This window comes from Micromonospora sp. NPDC005215 (assembly GCF_040607915.1).
Taxonomy (GTDB): domain Bacteria; phylum Actinomycetota; class Actinomycetes; order Mycobacteriales; family Micromonosporaceae; genus Micromonospora.
Genome location: NZ_JBEXHQ010000013.1, coordinates 1 through 14,534, shown reverse-complemented (window position 1 = coordinate 14,534; position 14,534 = coordinate 1). Strand labels below are relative to the sequence as shown.

Annotated in this window: 16 protein-coding genes and 1 tRNA gene; 10 read left to right on the top strand and 7 right to left on the bottom strand. The window is 71.6% G+C overall.

The genetic code is table 11. The features are described 5' to 3' along the window. Positions 1-2: 2 nt before the first annotated feature. Positions 3-1,667: a copper resistance protein CopC gene (locus ABZU25_RS12650; RefSeq protein ID WP_355029467.1), complete on the bottom strand. Its 1,665-nt coding sequence runs from the start codon at positions 1,665-1,667 to the stop codon at positions 3-5. A gap of 201 nt (positions 1,668-1,868) precedes the next feature. On the opposite strand from ABZU25_RS12650, the gene ABZU25_RS12645 reads away from it, so the two are divergent. Genes ABZU25_RS12645 through ABZU25_RS12630 form a run of 4 tightly spaced genes read left to right on the top strand, consistent with a single transcriptional unit; the run spans position 1,869 to position 4,834 of the window. Continuing rightward, positions 1,869-2,459, top strand: coding sequence for a sigma-70 family RNA polymerase sigma factor (locus ABZU25_RS12645; RefSeq protein ID WP_355029466.1), 591 nt, complete (start codon positions 1,869-1,871; stop codon positions 2,457-2,459). 32 nt (positions 2,460-2,491) lie between these two features. Then, positions 2,492-3,016, top strand: a complete 525-nt coding sequence (locus ABZU25_RS12640; protein ID WP_355029465.1) for a MauE/DoxX family redox-associated membrane protein — start codon at positions 2,492-2,494, stop codon at positions 3,014-3,016. Next, complete coding sequence (locus tag ABZU25_RS12635; RefSeq protein ID WP_355029464.1) at positions 3,009-3,725, top strand: thioredoxin domain-containing protein; 717 nt, start codon at positions 3,009-3,011, stop codon at positions 3,723-3,725. The genes ABZU25_RS12640 and ABZU25_RS12635 overlap by 8 nt, the downstream gene beginning before the upstream one ends. Further along, complete coding sequence (locus ABZU25_RS12630) at positions 3,722-4,834, top strand: hypothetical protein (protein WP_355029463.1); 1,113 nt, start codon at positions 3,722-3,724, stop codon at positions 4,832-4,834. Before ABZU25_RS12635 ends, ABZU25_RS12630 begins: the two co-directional genes overlap by 4 nt. Here the strand turns inward: ABZU25_RS12630 and ABZU25_RS12625 are convergent. From ABZU25_RS12625 to ABZU25_RS12610, 4 genes are read right to left on the bottom strand one after another with little or no spacing between them, the layout of a single operon-like run. After that, entirely contained in the window at positions 4,818-5,576 is a 759-nt protein-coding gene (locus ABZU25_RS12625) for an ABC transporter ATP-binding protein (protein WP_355029462.1), read from the bottom strand. The two genes, ABZU25_RS12630 and ABZU25_RS12625, sit on opposite strands and share 17 nt — an antisense overlap. Then, positions 5,573-6,343 carry a cobalt ECF transporter T component CbiQ gene (gene cbiQ / locus ABZU25_RS12620; protein WP_355029461.1) on the bottom strand — a complete coding sequence of 257 codons (771 nt, stop codon included), beginning with the start codon at positions 6,341-6,343 and terminating at the stop codon, positions 5,573-5,575. The genes ABZU25_RS12625 and cbiQ overlap by 4 nt, the downstream gene beginning before the upstream one ends. Before the next feature lie 6 nt (positions 6,344-6,349). Further along, positions 6,350-6,793 carry a PDGLE domain-containing protein gene (locus ABZU25_RS12615; protein ID WP_355029460.1) on the bottom strand — a complete coding sequence of 148 codons (444 nt, stop codon included), beginning with the start codon at positions 6,791-6,793 and terminating at the stop codon, positions 6,350-6,352. Then, on the bottom strand, positions 6,790-7,506 hold the full coding sequence (locus tag ABZU25_RS12610; protein ID WP_355029459.1) for an energy-coupling factor ABC transporter permease: 717 nt from the start codon (positions 7,504-7,506) through the stop codon (positions 6,790-6,792). The genes ABZU25_RS12615 and ABZU25_RS12610 overlap by 4 nt, the downstream gene beginning before the upstream one ends. A 328-nt stretch (positions 7,507-7,834) precedes the next feature. Between ABZU25_RS12610 and bcp the strand changes: the two genes are divergently transcribed. From bcp to ABZU25_RS12590, 4 genes are all read left to right on the top strand, one after another. Further along, the gene (gene bcp, locus ABZU25_RS12605; RefSeq protein ID WP_355029458.1) at positions 7,835-8,311 is read left to right on the top strand and encodes a thioredoxin-dependent thiol peroxidase; all 477 of its coding nucleotides are present in this window, start codon (positions 7,835-7,837) and stop codon (positions 8,309-8,311) included. A gap of 29 nt (positions 8,312-8,340) precedes the next feature. Then, complete coding sequence (locus ABZU25_RS12600; RefSeq protein WP_355029457.1) at positions 8,341-9,027, top strand: HNH endonuclease; 687 nt, start codon at positions 8,341-8,343, stop codon at positions 9,025-9,027. 13 nt (positions 9,028-9,040) lie between these two features. Continuing rightward, a tRNA-Leu gene (locus tag ABZU25_RS12595) sits at positions 9,041-9,123 on the top strand. A gap of 89 nt (positions 9,124-9,212) precedes the next feature. After that, the gene (locus ABZU25_RS12590; RefSeq protein WP_355029456.1) at positions 9,213-9,740 is read left to right on the top strand and encodes a GNAT family N-acetyltransferase; all 528 of its coding nucleotides are present in this window, start codon (positions 9,213-9,215) and stop codon (positions 9,738-9,740) included. Between the two features lie 4 nt (positions 9,741-9,744). On the opposite strand, the gene ABZU25_RS12585 is transcribed toward ABZU25_RS12590, so the two are convergent. Beyond that, entirely contained in the window at positions 9,745-10,731 is a 987-nt protein-coding gene (locus ABZU25_RS12585; protein ID WP_355029455.1) for an expansin EXLX1 family cellulose-binding protein, read from the bottom strand. A 115-nt stretch (positions 10,732-10,846) separates the two neighbouring features. Then, positions 10,847-11,665, bottom strand: a complete 819-nt coding sequence (locus ABZU25_RS12580; protein WP_355029454.1) for an MOSC N-terminal beta barrel domain-containing protein — start codon at positions 11,663-11,665, stop codon at positions 10,847-10,849. A 178-nt stretch (positions 11,666-11,843) separates the two neighbouring features. On the opposite strand from ABZU25_RS12580, the gene ABZU25_RS12575 reads away from it, so the two are divergent. Together ABZU25_RS12575 and ABZU25_RS12570 are read left to right on the top strand one after the other, a co-directional pair. Continuing rightward, positions 11,844-12,911 carry an LCP family protein gene (locus ABZU25_RS12575; RefSeq protein WP_355029453.1) on the top strand — a complete coding sequence of 356 codons (1,068 nt, stop codon included), beginning with the start codon at positions 11,844-11,846 and terminating at the stop codon, positions 12,909-12,911. Positions 12,912-13,084: 173 nt separating this feature from the next. Then, the coding region (locus ABZU25_RS12570; RefSeq protein WP_355029452.1) for a sugar transferase at positions 13,085-14,534 on the top strand (1,450 nt) is incomplete at its 3' end.

The window sequence follows — 14,534 nt, the reverse complement described above, 5'->3', positions numbered from 1 at the left end:
CTCTAACGGATCGGCACGGTGGCGGTCACCGTGGCCTGGTCGATGTCTGTCGTTCGAGCGGTGATCTTGATTTGCCAGTCGCCGGCGGCCGGCAGGCTGATGTCGCCGTAGGCGTGGTTGTCCGTCAACGGCAGCAACGGAATCTCGATCGGCTCGATCCCGGCCGAGGGCAGCGCGGCGGTCGCCCGCCACTCCACCACCGGCAGCGGCTGGTCGTCCTTGCCGTACGCGTACAGGTGCACCGAGTTGTTGCCCCGCTCGGCCGGGCTCAGCTCGACCTCCATCGAGTAGAGCGGGCTGGACAGCCTGGTGCTGAAGAGCCCGGCCTCGGTGCCGGACGGCCCGGCGACGGCGGTGCGGGCGGGCGTGGTCTGCACGAGCGTGGCGGACAGGCCCAGCACCACCACGGTGACGGCCAACTCCACCCAGACCGCCCGGCGGACCGGTGCCGGGCGCTGCGCGGCGATGCGTCGACGCACCAACTGCCGGGAGTACGCGGCCACGCCGATCACCACAGCGAACAGCCCGATCTTGGCCAGCAGCAGCCGCCCGTACGTGGTGTCGAACAGCGCCCGCGGGGTGGCCACCTCGATCAGCGCCTGGACGGTGCCGGCCAGCAGCAGCGCCGAAACGGCGAGCGCCGCCCAGCGCGACCAGATGGGCAGGATCGCACCCAACTCCCGCTCGTCGGCCTGGCGCAGCAGGAACCCGGCGAGCATCAGCAGGCCACCCAGCCAGATCGCCATGCTGCCCAGGTGGACCGCGTCGACCACCACGGAGACCGCCGGCGCCGGGGAGGCCGCCGGGTGCCCGGCCAGCGGCCAGGTCAGCAGGGCCGCACCGCCGAGCACGGCCAGGATGATCGCGTCGGTACGGCTGGCCGGCCGGAGCAGCAGCGGCCGGAGCAGGAAGGCGGAGGCCGCCAGCAGACCGAGTCGAACCAGGTGGGCGGCGCCGAAGGCGCTGCCGAACACGCTGCCGAACCCCTCGCCGGTCACCTCGAAGAGACCACCGCCGGCCGTGTAGGGCACCTGCAACCACAGGTCGGCGAGGGTGGCGACGGCCACCAGGCCGAGGCCGATCCAGGCCAGCCGGGCCGGCCCTCGCCGGGAGAGCCGTCGCGGCCACAGCGCGGCGAGCACCAGCGCCGGCCCGACCAGCAGCACCAGACCGGCGTAGCCGAGGAAACGAGCCACCTTCACCGCCGTACCCACCACCGGGTTGGCGCGGCTGTCCGTGCCGGAGTCGACGGGCGGCGTCGACGGCGCGCCGACCGAGTAGGTGAACGCCCCGGACACCGGGTGACTGTCGGCGGAGATCACCCGGAAGCTGAGCAGGTAGGTGCCGCGCCCGCCGGCCGGGTCCACCGGGATGCGCACCTCGCCGCCGTCGAAGGACGGCTCACCCCGGTCGGCGCGGGAGCCGTCCGGGGCGATGACCCTGATCTTGCCGGGAACCTTGCGGACCGACTCACTGAACCGGAGGACCACCTCGGACGGCGCGCTCGGCACGATGGAGGAGGCGGCCGGGCTGCTGTTCTCCAGCACCGCGTGGGCGCTGGCCGGGGTGGCTGGCGCGATCAACAGGGCGACGACGGTGACCAGCAGGCCGGCGGCGGCAGCCAGCCGGGTGATCCAGCGGCGGGGGGCGACAGTCATGCCAGCCATGGTCGCCGACCGGTGTGGATCTCGGCGACCCGAGTCGGGCAAAGGGTTCAACTCTGCTCAGCCGCCCGTGCCGCGCGTGCGGGATCGCGTGTCATGAGGAGGTAGTCGGCTCGGGCGACGAAAAAGTTCCCGACGTGGTGCAGACCATCCACGAGCCAAGGACCGTGACGCTGCCTCGGGTCCCGCGTAACCTGGTTTGTCGTGATCCCCGTCCCGCGTGACACCGGTGCCGCCGGTCCGGCAGAGCCGGCCGGTGACGTCGCCCGGGACCCGGCAACCGAGTGGGCGCTCAGCGCGCGCGACGGTGATCCGAGAGCCCAGGCGGCGTTCGTCCGGCTGACCCAGATCGAGGTCTGGCGGTTCACCGCCGCCCTGGTCGACCCGGACAGCGCCGACGACCTGACCCAGGAGACCTACCTGCGGGCGTTTCGGGCCCTGCCCGCGTTCGAGGGCCGTTCCAGCGCCCGCACCTGGCTGCTCGGCATCGCCCGACGGACCTGCGCCGACCACCTGCGCACAGTGATCCGCCGCCGCCGACTCGACGAGCGGCTGGCCGCGAACGCGTACACCGACCGCCCGCACCCGGACCCGGCCGGCCAGTTCGGCGCGGCGGACCTGGTCCGCCGGCTCAGCGCCGAGCGGCGCGCCGCGTTCGTGCTCACCCAGTTGCTCGGCCTGTCGTACGCCGAGGCAGCCGCCGTCGAAGGGGTGCCGGTGGGCACCATCCGTTCCCGGGTCGCCCGGGCCCGCGACGAGCTGGTCGAGGCGGTCGGCGACGCCCTGACCGGCTGAGCGGGGAACTTCCGGCGCAGACGGGACGACAAATGAGCGTGACCGCACCTACCCCCCGGGTCGGCCGTTGGCCGGCCGTCCGGCCCTGGCTCGGCACGGCGGCAAGGCTCGGCCTCGCCGCCGTCTGGCTCGTCGCCGGCGCGTCGAAGGTCGGTGACCTCGCCGCCTCCGGGCGAGCCGTCAACGCGTACCAGGTGCTGCCGTACGACGTGGCGACGGTGATCGGCGCGGCCCTGCCCTTCGTCGAACTGGCGCTGGGCGTGCTGTTGCTGCTCGGGCTGGCCACCCGGCTCGTCGCCGGGGTGTCGGCCGCGCTGCTTGTGGTCTTCATCGTGGGGATCGCCTCGGCCTGGGCACGCGGGCTGGCCATCGACTGCGGCTGCTTCGGCAGCGGCGGGCAGCTGGGCGAGGGGCAGGCACCCAGTTACCTCCCGGAGATCCTTCGGGACCTGGGATTCTTGGTACTGGCCGGATTTCTGCTGATCTGGCCGCGTACGCCGGTATCGGTGGACGGGTGGTTGGCCGGCGAACCCGCTGTGGAGGACGAGGATGAGTAGTCGCAAGGGAAAGCGGGACGCCGCCCGGGTGGTCCGCGAGCAGCTCGCCCGCGAGCGACGGCGTCGCCGCACGATCTGGGTTTCCGCCGCGGCGGTCGTCGTCCTGGTCATCGCCGGTGTCGTCGGCTGGGTCGTCTGGTCCAACCAGCGCGCCGACACCTTCACCACCCCACCCGGCGCGAACGCGGCCGGCACCGGCATCGTCACCGGTGGCGGGCCGGTCACCGTCGACGTCTACGAGGACTTTCTCTGCCCGGTCTGCAAGCAGTTCGAGCAGTCCACCGGGGCGACGCTGGAGCAGTTGGTGGCCGACAACAAGGCGAAGGTCGTCTACCACCCGGTGGCGTTCCTCAACCGCTTCTCCACCACCGAATACTCCACCCGGTCCTCGGCCGCCTCCGGCTGCGCCGCTGCGGGAGGCAAGTTCCGGGAGTACGCCAGGGCGCTCTTCGACAGGCAGCCGCCGGAGGGCAGCGCCGGGCTCGCCGACGGTGAGCTGATCGACATCGGCACCGAGGTGGGCCTCGATCGGGGCTCGTTCGGCGGCTGCGTGAAGGACAAGACGTACCAGACATGGACCGCACACCTCACCGAGGAGGCCAGCCGGAGCAACGTCACCGGCACGCCGACGGTCAAGGTCGACGGTCAGCCACTCGACAACCCCACCCCGGACGCTCTCACCGCAGCCGTGGCGGCGGCCGGCAAGTGATCCGTACCCTGCTGGCCCGCGCCGGCCTGGTCGCCACCGCCGCCTGCGCGGCGACACTGCTCACCGCGGCGCCCGCCGCCGCGCACGGCGCGGACGCCCCCGACGGCACCGACTACCGCACCCGGACCACCGCTGTCACACCGCAGCGGCCAGGGCTGGAGGTACGCGTCGTCGAGGCGGGCGCCCGACTGGAGCTGACAAACGACACCGGCCGCGCCATCGAGGTCATCGGCTACTCCGGCGAGCCGTACCTGCGGGTCGGCCCGGACGGGGTCTTCGAGAACAGCCGCTCCCCCGCCACCTACCTGAACCGCACCATCGCCGGGGACACCGCGCTCCCGGCCGAGGCCGACCCGGCCGCCCCGCCGACCTGGCGGCGGATCGCCGACGGGACCACGGCCCGCTGGCACGACCAGCGCGCGCTGTGGCAGGAGTCGGCACCACCGGCGGCGGTACGCGCCGCACCGGACCGGGAGCACCGGGTCCGGGACTGGACGATCCCCCTGCGGGACGGCGCCGACCCGGTGACGATCGGCGGGACGCTGGACTGGGTGCCGCCGCCGGACGCGTACACCTGGTGGGCGGTGACCATCGTGGGGCTGCTCGCGGTGGGCGCGCTCGGCCTGGTCGCCGCCGCCGCCCCGGCCGGCAGTCGCGCGCTGTCCGCGCTCGGCGCGTTGCTGGTCGCCGGCGGCGTGGTGGCCGTCGCGTACCCGGTGGGGCGGGAACTGGACGCGGGCGCCCAGGGGGTGGGCGGCGTGCTGGTCGGGCTGCTGTCCGGGCAGACCTGGGCACTGCTCACCGGCCTCGGCGCGATCGCCGCCGGGTGGTACGCGCTGGCCCGCCGCCCGGCCGCCGACTTCGCTGTGGCGCTGGCCGGGGCCTGCCTGGCGCTCTTCGCCGGCGCGGCGAACGCCGCCGTGTTCGCCAGGTCCATCGCCCCGGTGCCCTGGTCGCCCGAGGCCGCCCGGGTGATGGTGGCGGTGGTGCTGGTCACCGGCGCCGGCGCGACGGCCGCCGGCACCCTCCGCCTGCACGCGAACGCTCGGGCCGCCGCCCGAGCACCGCGCGTCGAGGACGCCGAGCGTGGAGCTACGGCCGGGGGGTGAAGCCGTAGGGCAGTTCCAGGCGGTGGCGGGCCAGCAGGTCCGAGTCACGCAGCAGGTCAGGCGTGGGGGCGTCGGCGACGATCCGGCCGCCGTCGAGGATCACCGATCGTTCGCACAGCTCCGCCGCGTACGGCAGGTCGTGCGTGACCATCAACAGCGTCACCGGCAGGCCGCGCAGGATCTCGGCCAGCTCACGACGGGCCGCCGGGTCCAGGTTCGACGACGGCTCGTCGAGCACCAGGATCTCCGGGTGCATGGCGAGCACGGTGGCCACCGCCACCCGGCGGCGCTGCCCGAAGGAGAGGTGCTGCGGGGCCCGGTCGCGGTGCGCACCCATCCCCACCGCGTCGAGCGCCTCGTCCACCCGGGCGGCCAGCTCCGCCCCGCGCAGGCCCAGGTTCGCCGGCCCGAACGCCACGTCCTCGGCCACCGTGGGCAGGAACAACTGGTCGTCCGGGTCCTGGAAGACGATGCCGACCCGGCGACGCACCTCGGCCAGGGTGGCCCGGTCCGGCGTGACAGTCAGTCCGCCGACGCTCACACTGCCCTCGGTCGGGGTGAGGATCCCGTTGAGGTGCAACACCAGCGTGGTCTTGCCGGCGCCGTTGGGCCCGAGCAGCGCCACCCGATCGCCGCGCGGCACGCTCAGGTCCACCCCGTGCAGGGCGACGTGCCCGTCCGGGTACGCGTACCGAACACCACGAACGTCCAGCGAGACAGCGGTCTGCACGACACCGATCATGACAGCACGACGGCGGTGGCGGCGATGGAGGCGGCCAACACCGGCACTGTCGACGCGACCAGCCACTGACCGAAGCTCGCCGCGCCGTCGCCCTGCCACACGGCGGGCATCCGCCCGGTGTAACCGCGCGACAGCATCGCCAGATAGACCCGCTCACCGCGCTCGAAGGCACGCAGGAACAACGCCCCGATCCCGGCGGCGAAGCCGCGCAGCTGCCACAGGAAGCGCGGATCGTCGCCCCGGGAGATCCGCGCCACCCGCATCCGCCGCGCCTCGCCGACCAACACGTCGAGGTAGCGCAGCATGAACGTGGCGATCTGGGTGAGCACCTGCGGGCAGTGCAGCCGGTCCAACCCCACGATCAGGTCCCGGGTGGTGGTGGTCGCGGCGAGCAGCAGCGAGGCGAGCACACCCAGGGTGCCCTTGGCCAGGATGTTCCACGCGCCGTGCAGCCCGTCCTCGGACAGCCGCAGGCCCAGCACCTCGACCCGGTCGCCGGCCCCGAGGAACGGCAGCGCGACGGCGAACAGCACGAACGGCAACTCGATCAGCGCCCGGCTGAGCAGCCAGCGCGGCCCCACCCGGGCCAGCGCCGCCACCACTGCCACCAGCACGGCGTACGCGCCGAAGGCCCAGAACGCCGTGCGTGGGGTGGCCACCACGGCGATGGTGAAGACCACCATCGCCACGATCTTGACCTCGGGCGGGAGCCGGTGCACCGGCGAGTCCGCCTCGCGGTACAGCACATGCCCGTGACCGGCGCCCACCCCTGCTCAGCTCGCCGCGTCGGCGCGGCGCCGGACGTCGTCGGAAGTCGCGGGGTCGCCTTCGGCGGGGGTCGTCGTGTCTCCGTCGGTCGGGTTGGTGCCGTCGGTCGGCGTCGTGCCCCGGCGGCGCAGCAGCCAGAAACCGCCGGCGCCGATCGCGAAGGTGACAAGCACCCCGAGCACCCCGGAGAGGCCGGTGGAGACGAAGCTGTTCGACACGCCGCGCACGCCGTAGTCGGCGAGCGGGCTGTCGGCGAACTCGTGGTCCCGAGCCTGCTGAGCTGGGCAACTACCGCCGACGATGGTGTCGTCGGCGTCGACGGTGCAACCCTTGAGCAGGGACGAGTCCAGCCCGTCCGGGTGGGACGAGGCGTAGTTGCTCACCACCCCGGCGAGCAGGAGGGCGACCAGCAGGCCACCGGCCAGGAAGGCCCACGAGCGATTCTTCATCGAACACCTCCGGCAACCGGGACAGCGGGGGCGGCGGGGGCGCGCAGCGACCGCAGCGCGTACACCAGGTCGGGTCGCACCTTCGCGACGGTGAGCACGGTGGTCGCGGTGATCAGGCCCTCACCGAGGCCGATCAGCAGGTGGACGCCGGCCATCGTGCCGGCCAGACCGGTCAGGTTGTTCCCCAGGTCGGTGGTGCCGCCCAGCCAGTACTCCAGGACGAAGCCCTGCGACGCGACCACCACGCTGAGCGTCGCGGCGACGAACGCGGTGACGGCCAGACCGGCCCGCGTCCGGGGCAGCACCCGCAGCAGCACCGCGATCAGCACGTACGCCACGGCGGTGCCGAGCAGCGCCATGTTCGTGATGTTGAGGCCGAGCATCGCCACGCCGCCGTCACCGAAGATCAGTGCCTGCACGACCAGGACCACGGACACGCAGAGCGCGCCGACCCACGGGCCGACCAGCATGGCGGCGAGCGCGCCGCCGAGCAGGTGACCACTCACGCCGGCCGTGAAGATCGGGAAGTTGAGCATCTGGACGGCGAAGATGAACGCGGCCACCAGGCCCGCCATCGGGGCCAGCCGGTCGTCCAGGTCGCGCCGGCCGCGCAGGACGCAGACGGTGAGCGCGGCAAGGGCGAGCGCAGCGAAGATCGCCGCCACGGGACCGTCGATGATCCCGTTCGAGATGTGCATCGCCAGTGTTTCCACGCGACCTCCCACACGTCAGTGGGCCCGACCGGGCCAGCGTGCGTCAGCCTATTTCCCAAGACTCGTTGTTGCCAGAGTCTGGCAACAACGCGAGGTGTTGATCACTTTGCGGTCGACCAAACTCTGCGGCGGCGGTCCGGCACCGGGCTCGCCTTCCCTGGAATCCGGGGTGTCCGCCTGGTGATCGACTCGCCTTCCTTGATGTCGGGGCGTCCGCGACCCGGGGATGCCCCGGTTTTCAAGCAGCCGAGTCGACCAACAGCCGGCGCCGCCAACCTGCGCGCGTCGCCGGCGGCGGCGTCCGCCGGGCCGGCGGTATCGTCGGGCCATGACCTCGCCTGACCGCCTCTCCCCCGGTGACCCCGCGCCCGAGTTCACCCTCGCCACCGACACCGGCGACCAGCTCTCCCTCGCCGACCTGCGCGGTCGCAAGGTGGTCCTGTACGCCTACCCGGCCGCGATGACCCCCGGCTGCACCAAGCAGGCCTGCGACTTCCGCGACTCGCTCGCCTCGCTCCAGGCCGCCGGCTACGAGGTCGTCGGCATCTCCCCCGACAAGCCGGAGAAGCTGGCGAAGTTCCGCGAGCGCGACGCGATCACCTTCCCGCTGGTGTCCGACCCGGACCGGGCGGTGCTGATCGCCTACGGCGCGTACGGCGAGAAGCAGCTGTACGGCAAGACGGTCACCGGCGTGATCCGCTCGACGTTCGTGATCGACGCCGACGGCAAGATCGAGCGGGCGCTCTACAACGTCAAGGCCACCGGACACGTCGCCAAGCTGCGCCGCGACCTCGGCCTGGACTGACTGTCATACCGGGCCGCTACGGTCCGTCAGTGGTTCGCTACAAGTACACGCCGGAGGCGCTGGCCGCCGCAGCCGCCGCCGCGCGCAACATCACCGAGGTGATGCGGCTGCTCGGCGTACGCGTCAGCGGTGGCTCGCACGCGCACATCAGTCGTCAGCTGAAGAGGTTCGGCACCGACACCTCGCACTTCAGCAGGCTGGCCCACAACAAGGGCCGTCCGGGTGAGCGGCGCACCACATCCGCACAACTCTTGGTCGTGCTGCCGGAGGGGTCCCGCCGGACACCAGGCGTGCGGTTGAAGTGGGCGCTTGGCACACTCGGCGTGCCGGAGGAGTGCGAGGGCTGCGGGATCGGGCCAGTGTGGCAGGGCGCTTCACTCACCCTGCACGTCGATCACATCAACGGCGACTTCCTGGACAACCGGCCGCCGAACCTTCGACTTCTCTGTCCAAACTGTCACAGTCAGACCGCCACCTATGCCGGCCGGCGGAACCGAACTCCTGATCTCGTCATCTCCGCCAAGCCGATTGATGGGGAGGAGCGGTCGCACGGGACGGCCGACTCCGATCGCCGACCGGCCACGCCGGAGGAAATCGTCGACCTGTTCGGTCGGGCTCCGCACCCTGCCCGGCGGCGGATGCCGGGTGAGCCACGGCACGGTCTCGACAATTCTCAGGGAGGCCGGGCTCAACACCGCCGAAGCCAGACGCTCTAGACTCAGCGAGTTGGCGGGAGTGGCGTAACGGCAGCCGCGATAGGTTTAGGTCCTATTGTCCGAAAGGGCGTAGGGGTTCGAGTCCCCTCTCCCGCACAGGTCAACACGCACCGCGTGCCCGCGCGGTTGTCGGGCGCGTCACTGTCGAGGGTCGCGGGCCTGGTCGGCGGGTCAGGATGGCGAGCGTGAGTCTGCGCTTCGTCCTCGACCCCGACCTGACCCCGCGACTGCGCGCCGAGATCGTCGCGCTCTGGGCGGACGTCAGCAACGCCGGTGGCGCGGTCGGCTTCGTCCCGCCGGTGACCGCCGCCGACGTGCACGTGCTCGCCGACCCGACCTTCGCCGGCATCGCCGACGGGCCGGACCGCCTGCTGGTCGGATACTCCGGCGACCGGCTGGTGGCCCTGCTGGTCTTCAGTGACAACCGTTTCCCGCTCAAGGCGCACTGGTGCGTGTTGAAGCGGGTGATGGTTCACCCGGACACCCAGGGCACCGGCTACGGTTCGGCGCTGATGGTCGAGGCCGCCCGGTTGGGCCGGCGACTCGGCCACGAGGCGCTGCACGTGACGGTCCGCGACGGGTTGGGGTTGGACAAGTTCTACGGCCGCCTCGGCTACCGGGAGATCGGCCGGCTGCCGGGCGCGTTGCGGGTGGCGCCCGATGACGACCGGGACGAGATCCTGATGTGGCTCGACCTGACACCTGTCGACTGAGCGGTCAGCCCGCGCACCAGCGGGCGTTCGCCCCGGCCGGCTGGGTGCTCGGCGTGCCGGTGGCCGGCGCGCTCGCCTTCGCCACCTCGACCGGGCGGCGGGCCGGCGTCGGCGTACCAGCAGCGGGTTGCTTGCCGGGTGGCCGGGCCGACGCGGACGGGCGCGGGGTGGCCGCGACGGCGCCGCGCCCGTACATCCGGACCGCGCTGTTCTGCACCTGGCCGGGTGCCATCCGGATGCCGCTGACGGTGGCGCTGTTGCCGTACACGTCGCTGACCCGGATGGTGAACGGGCCGGCTCCGGCGCCGGAGGCGATCAGCCAGTAGTTGTAGTCCTGCCGGGCGGCCGAGCGCCACGGACCGCTGTCACCCTGCCGGACCTCGACGGACCGCAGCGGGTTGCCGTGGTTGCCGACCCGGACGGCGAACCAGAACTGCGACGCGCCCTCCTTGATCCGGAAGGTGAGCGGACCGGGCAGCGGTGGGTTGACCACCGCGCGGTAGGTGACGGAAACGAGGCCCTGGACCGGTTCGGCGATGCGGGCGAACGCCTCGCGGGACAGATCGAGATGTCCGGGGGCGCACTCCGGGCACTGGTCCATGATCAGCACTCGGATGGTGCCCTTGGGGCCGGTCACGTCGAGGAATCCACCGCAGGCGGCACCGGCGGAGTATTCGGTCGGGCCGAGCGCGACGTAGAGCTTGTTGGCCGGGGCGGCGGGGTTCGAGCAGTTGCCGCCGGCGCCGTTCGAGTCGTAGAAGGTGGCCTTGCCGCTGTGTGTGGCGGTGCCGGTGGGCGGCGCGGCGGCGAGGCTCCGGCCGGCGGCGCAGGCCGGGGCGGAGCCGGACCGCATGGTCAGGGTGAGGCCCAGTGCCGCCGCGACGACGGTGACGCCGGCGGCGACCAGCCAGGGCGTCGAGCGGGACGACGACGCGGGCCGCTGCTGGGGAGCATGGTCCAGGTCGATGTCCACAACGCTTACGTCCGTCACGACGGCGATGCTGCCGGAACGGGGCGTGGGCGGACAAGCCGGCTAAGCCAAAGCTAAGACAGCATCGACGGACGGTGATCGGCGCGTTCCGCTCGCCGGTCGCTGTCGACAGTGGTCAGGGCGCGATGACGAGCGGGGCGTCCACCGCCAGTTGGCCGGTGTCGAGCGGCACCAGGTGCAGTCCGAAGAGGAGCTTCTGCCGGACGTTGCGGTGTCGTCCGAGGGTGTGCAGCGGTTCCTTCGTGCGTACCCCGGTTTCCTGGTCGGTCGTGGTCACCACGCAGCGCTCGCACGGCCCGGCGGCGCGGAACCGCAGGTCACCGATGCGCAGTGACCGGCCGACCCAGTCGTCCTCGGCCCAGGCCGGCGCCCCGCCGACCACCAGGTTGGGCCGGAACCGGGTCATCGGCACCGGCTCCTTTCCCGCCTCGGCCAGCCAGTCGTTGAGGGCGTCGAGGGAGGCGGTGTTCGTCAGCAGCAGCGGGTAGGCGTCGGCGAAGCTGACCTGGTCACCGGTGTCGTGTTCGCGGTCCCCGGCGGCCAGGTGGCGGGTCGGCTGACCCAGCCAGACGAGCCGGACCGGTCGGCCGAGCAGCGCGCCGAGCCAGTCGTCGGCCGTGGGACCGGCCGGCAGGGCCGGGACCGGGAGCTTGCGGCTGCGGAAGGTACGCACGGCGACCGGTTCGCCGCCGGCCGGCTCGGGCACGTAAAGGTCGGGCTGCCCGTCGGCGCGCAGCGACAGACCCCCGGGGCGCACGGTGGCGCGCAGGCCGACCAGCCGGGTGGTCTCGCGCTGGGTGACGCCGACGCCGTCGGCGTCCACGACCATCCAGCGCCGGTCGCCGGCCAGGCCCCACGGCTGCACGAACGCGCCGTCGTGGTCGAGCCGGTGACAACCCTTGACGGGGTACGTGTGGATCGATCTCAGCCGCACCGGGCAACCATGCCACGCCGATCCCGTCGCCAAGGCACCGGCGCAGTTGCGTGGCGTCCACCGCTGCTTTACAACCGGTTCACCGCAACGATCATCGGAGGAGTTTCGGTCGAGATGCGGAACCCTATGGCCCGGACGGGGGTACATCCCCGTAACCGGGAATCAGTAGCATCGCGGCATGCAGTATCGCCAAGAGTACGCGGAGCCCGAGACCCAGTTCATCGCGGCGCAGCAACCACCGGAGCCGACCAAGAAGGCGCGGCCGAGGCGTCCCCGGTGGCAAAAGGTCGCTTTGATCACTTTTGTGGTCCTGGCGTTGCTCGGCGGTGGCGGGATGATCGCCGGAGGTTTGTACTTCCGTTCGATCAACTCCGGCATCGAGCGCGTCGACGCCTTCGACGGTGTGCCGGAGGCCGACCGTCCGCAGGTGGGTGAGAACGCCAAGGGCGCCATGAACATCATGATTCTTGGCAGTGACTCACGCGACCCGGACAGCGAGTCCGGCTCCCGCACCGACACCATCATCGTGGCCCACCTTCCGAAGGACCGGTCCAGCGCCCAGCTCATCTCGATCCCCCGGGACACCTGGGTCAGCGTGCCGAAGTCCTCGTCCGGCCGGGGTGGCCGGGACGCGAAGATCAACGCGTCGTTCGCGTGGGGTGGCGTGCCGCTGCTGGTGCAGACGGTGGAGAAGTTCACCGGCGTGCGCATCGACCACGTGACGATCGTCGACTTCAGCGGTTTCAAGGAGATCGTGGACGCGCTCGGCGGCATCACCGTGGACGTGGAGAAGGGCTTCACCACCCTGTACGCGCTCAACGGCAGCCGGACGTTCAACGCCGGACGGCAGAAGATGGACGGGGCCGCCGCGCTGGACTACGCGCGCGAACGGCACGCCTTCGCCGACGGCGACTTCGCCCGGATCAAGCACCAGCAGCAGGTGATCAAGGCGATCCTGGACAAGGCGGCGTCCGGCGGGACGCTCGCCAACCCGGCCAAACTCAACTCCTTCGTCAAGGCGACGGCGGACGCGGTCGCCGTGGACAAGAAGTTGAACCTGCTGGATCTGGCGTCCGAGATGCGCGACCTGCGCAGCGGCAACATGACGTTCCTCACCTGCCCGGTGAAGGGCACCGGCACGATGGGCACCGAGAGCGTGGTGTTGGCGGACAAGGAGAAGGCCGCGAAGGTCTTCGATGCGGTCCGCAACGACAACGTTCCGGGTATCCTCTCCGCCGCAAAGTAGGAGGAGGAACTGACTTGGCGGCTATGGTGGCACGACCCGGTCGATCGTAGAGTTCGGTCGCCCTTCTGGTCGGGATACGTGACCGAGGGCTTTCACGGGGAGGTCCACTAGTGTCAGGCCATCCGGCGACCAGCCATTCGTCCACGCCGTCAGTCGACGGGGACGACATTGACATGCCGGGCGACGGGGCCCGCCTCCACGGCGGCGCCCCACCCGTGCCCCAGACCAGGGAGCCGGGGGTACGCGCGCAGGCCAAGGTTGTGGTGCCCGGTCTGGGCACCACCGCCGTCCTGCCGTACGCGAGGTCCCGCACCTCGTCGCGGACCCGGTGGTTGCGGGCATGGATGATGAACGCGCCCGTCGACGCCGTCGCGCTGATCGCTCCGCTGCTGCTGAGCCAGAGCTACTGGCGCGGGACGTTGGCCAACGCCGTCCTGACCGTGGCGCTGTTCGCGGCCGGCGGCCTCTACCGGCCGCGCCGTCACGTGAGCATCCTCGACGAGTTGCCGAGCCTCTGCGGGCGACTGCTGGCCGCCGCCTCGGTGGTGGCCATCATCGCGGCCGAGCGCCACGCCTCGGTGGCGTACGTCGGCGGGTTCATGCGCGACGTCGCGCTGTCGGCGGGGCTCGTGATCCTCGGGCGCGCGGCCAGCAGGTCGTTCACCGTCCTGTCCCGCAAGCGTCGGTGGGCGGAGCACAACGCGCTCGTCGTCGGCGGCGGGCCGATCGGCCTCGAGATCGCCCGGTTGCTGCGCCGCTACCCTCAGTACGGTCTGCGGTTCGTCGGCTGCGTCGACGCTTCGTCACGCCAGGACAACGCGGCGCTCGCGCTGAGCGGGACGATGACGGACCTCGAACACCTCGTCCGGCTGACGGAGTGCGAGGTCCTGATCATCGCCGACCCGGACTGCGACGAGTCGACGCTTATGGAAACCCTGTTGCAGCCCCGCAGCTCGCGCTGTGATCTCTGGGCCGTGCCGCGCCTGTGGGGCTCGCGCTCCCACGGCGGTTACCCCGACCACATCGGCGCGTTCCCGATCGTCAAGATCGGTGACATCACGCTGAGCGGCCCACGGTGGGCCATCAAGCGGGCGTCCGACATGCTGTTCGCCGGGGTCGCGCTCCTGCTGTTGAGCCCCGTGCTGCTGCTCTGCGCCCTCGCCACGTTCATCGATGGTGGCCGTGGAATCTTCTTCTACCAGGAGCGGATCGGCCGGTACGGCAAGCCGTTCAAGGTCATCAAGTTCCGGTCGATGCGTCCCGTGAACGAGCAGGAGTCCCAGACCAACTGGTCCATCGCGCACGACAACCGGGTTGGCCCCATCGGCCGGTTCATGCGCCGGACCTCCCTGGACGAGCTGCCCCAACTGTGGAACATCCTGCGCGGCGACATGAGCGTGGTCGGGCCGCGGCCGGAACGACCGTACTTCGTGGAGAAGTTCTCGGCGGAATACCCGAACTACGCGGCACGTCACCGCGTCCCCGTCGGGCTCACCGGGCTTGCCCAGGTCAGCGGTCTGCGGGGCGACACCCCGATCTCCGACCGGGCCCGCTTCGACAACTACTACATCGAGAACTGGTCGCTCTGGTTGGACGTCAAGGTGGTGCTCCGCACCGTGTCGG

Excerpts from the sequence above, each read along its gene's own strand:
- ABZU25_RS12650 (WP_355029467.1), bottom strand. The coding sequence starts at position 1,667 with ATGGCTGGCATGACTGTCGCCCCCCGCCGCTGGATCACCCGGCTGGCT.
- ABZU25_RS12640 (WP_355029465.1), top strand. The coding sequence starts at position 2,492 with ATGAGCGTGACCGCACCTACCCCCCGGGTCGGCCGTTGGCCGGCCGTC.
- ABZU25_RS12635 (WP_355029464.1), top strand. The coding sequence starts at position 3,009 with ATGAGTAGTCGCAAGGGAAAGCGGGACGCCGCCCGGGTGGTCCGCGAG.
- ABZU25_RS12625 (WP_355029462.1), bottom strand. The coding sequence starts at position 5,576 with ATGATCGGTGTCGTGCAGACCGCTGTCTCGCTGGACGTTCGTGGTGTT.
- ABZU25_RS12615 (WP_355029460.1), bottom strand. The coding sequence starts at position 6,793 with ATGAAGAATCGCTCGTGGGCCTTCCTGGCCGGTGGCCTGCTGGTCGCC.
- bcp (WP_355029458.1), top strand. The coding sequence starts at position 7,835 with ATGACCTCGCCTGACCGCCTCTCCCCCGGTGACCCCGCGCCCGAGTTC.
- ABZU25_RS12575 (WP_355029453.1), top strand. The coding sequence starts at position 11,844 with ATGCAGTATCGCCAAGAGTACGCGGAGCCCGAGACCCAGTTCATCGCG.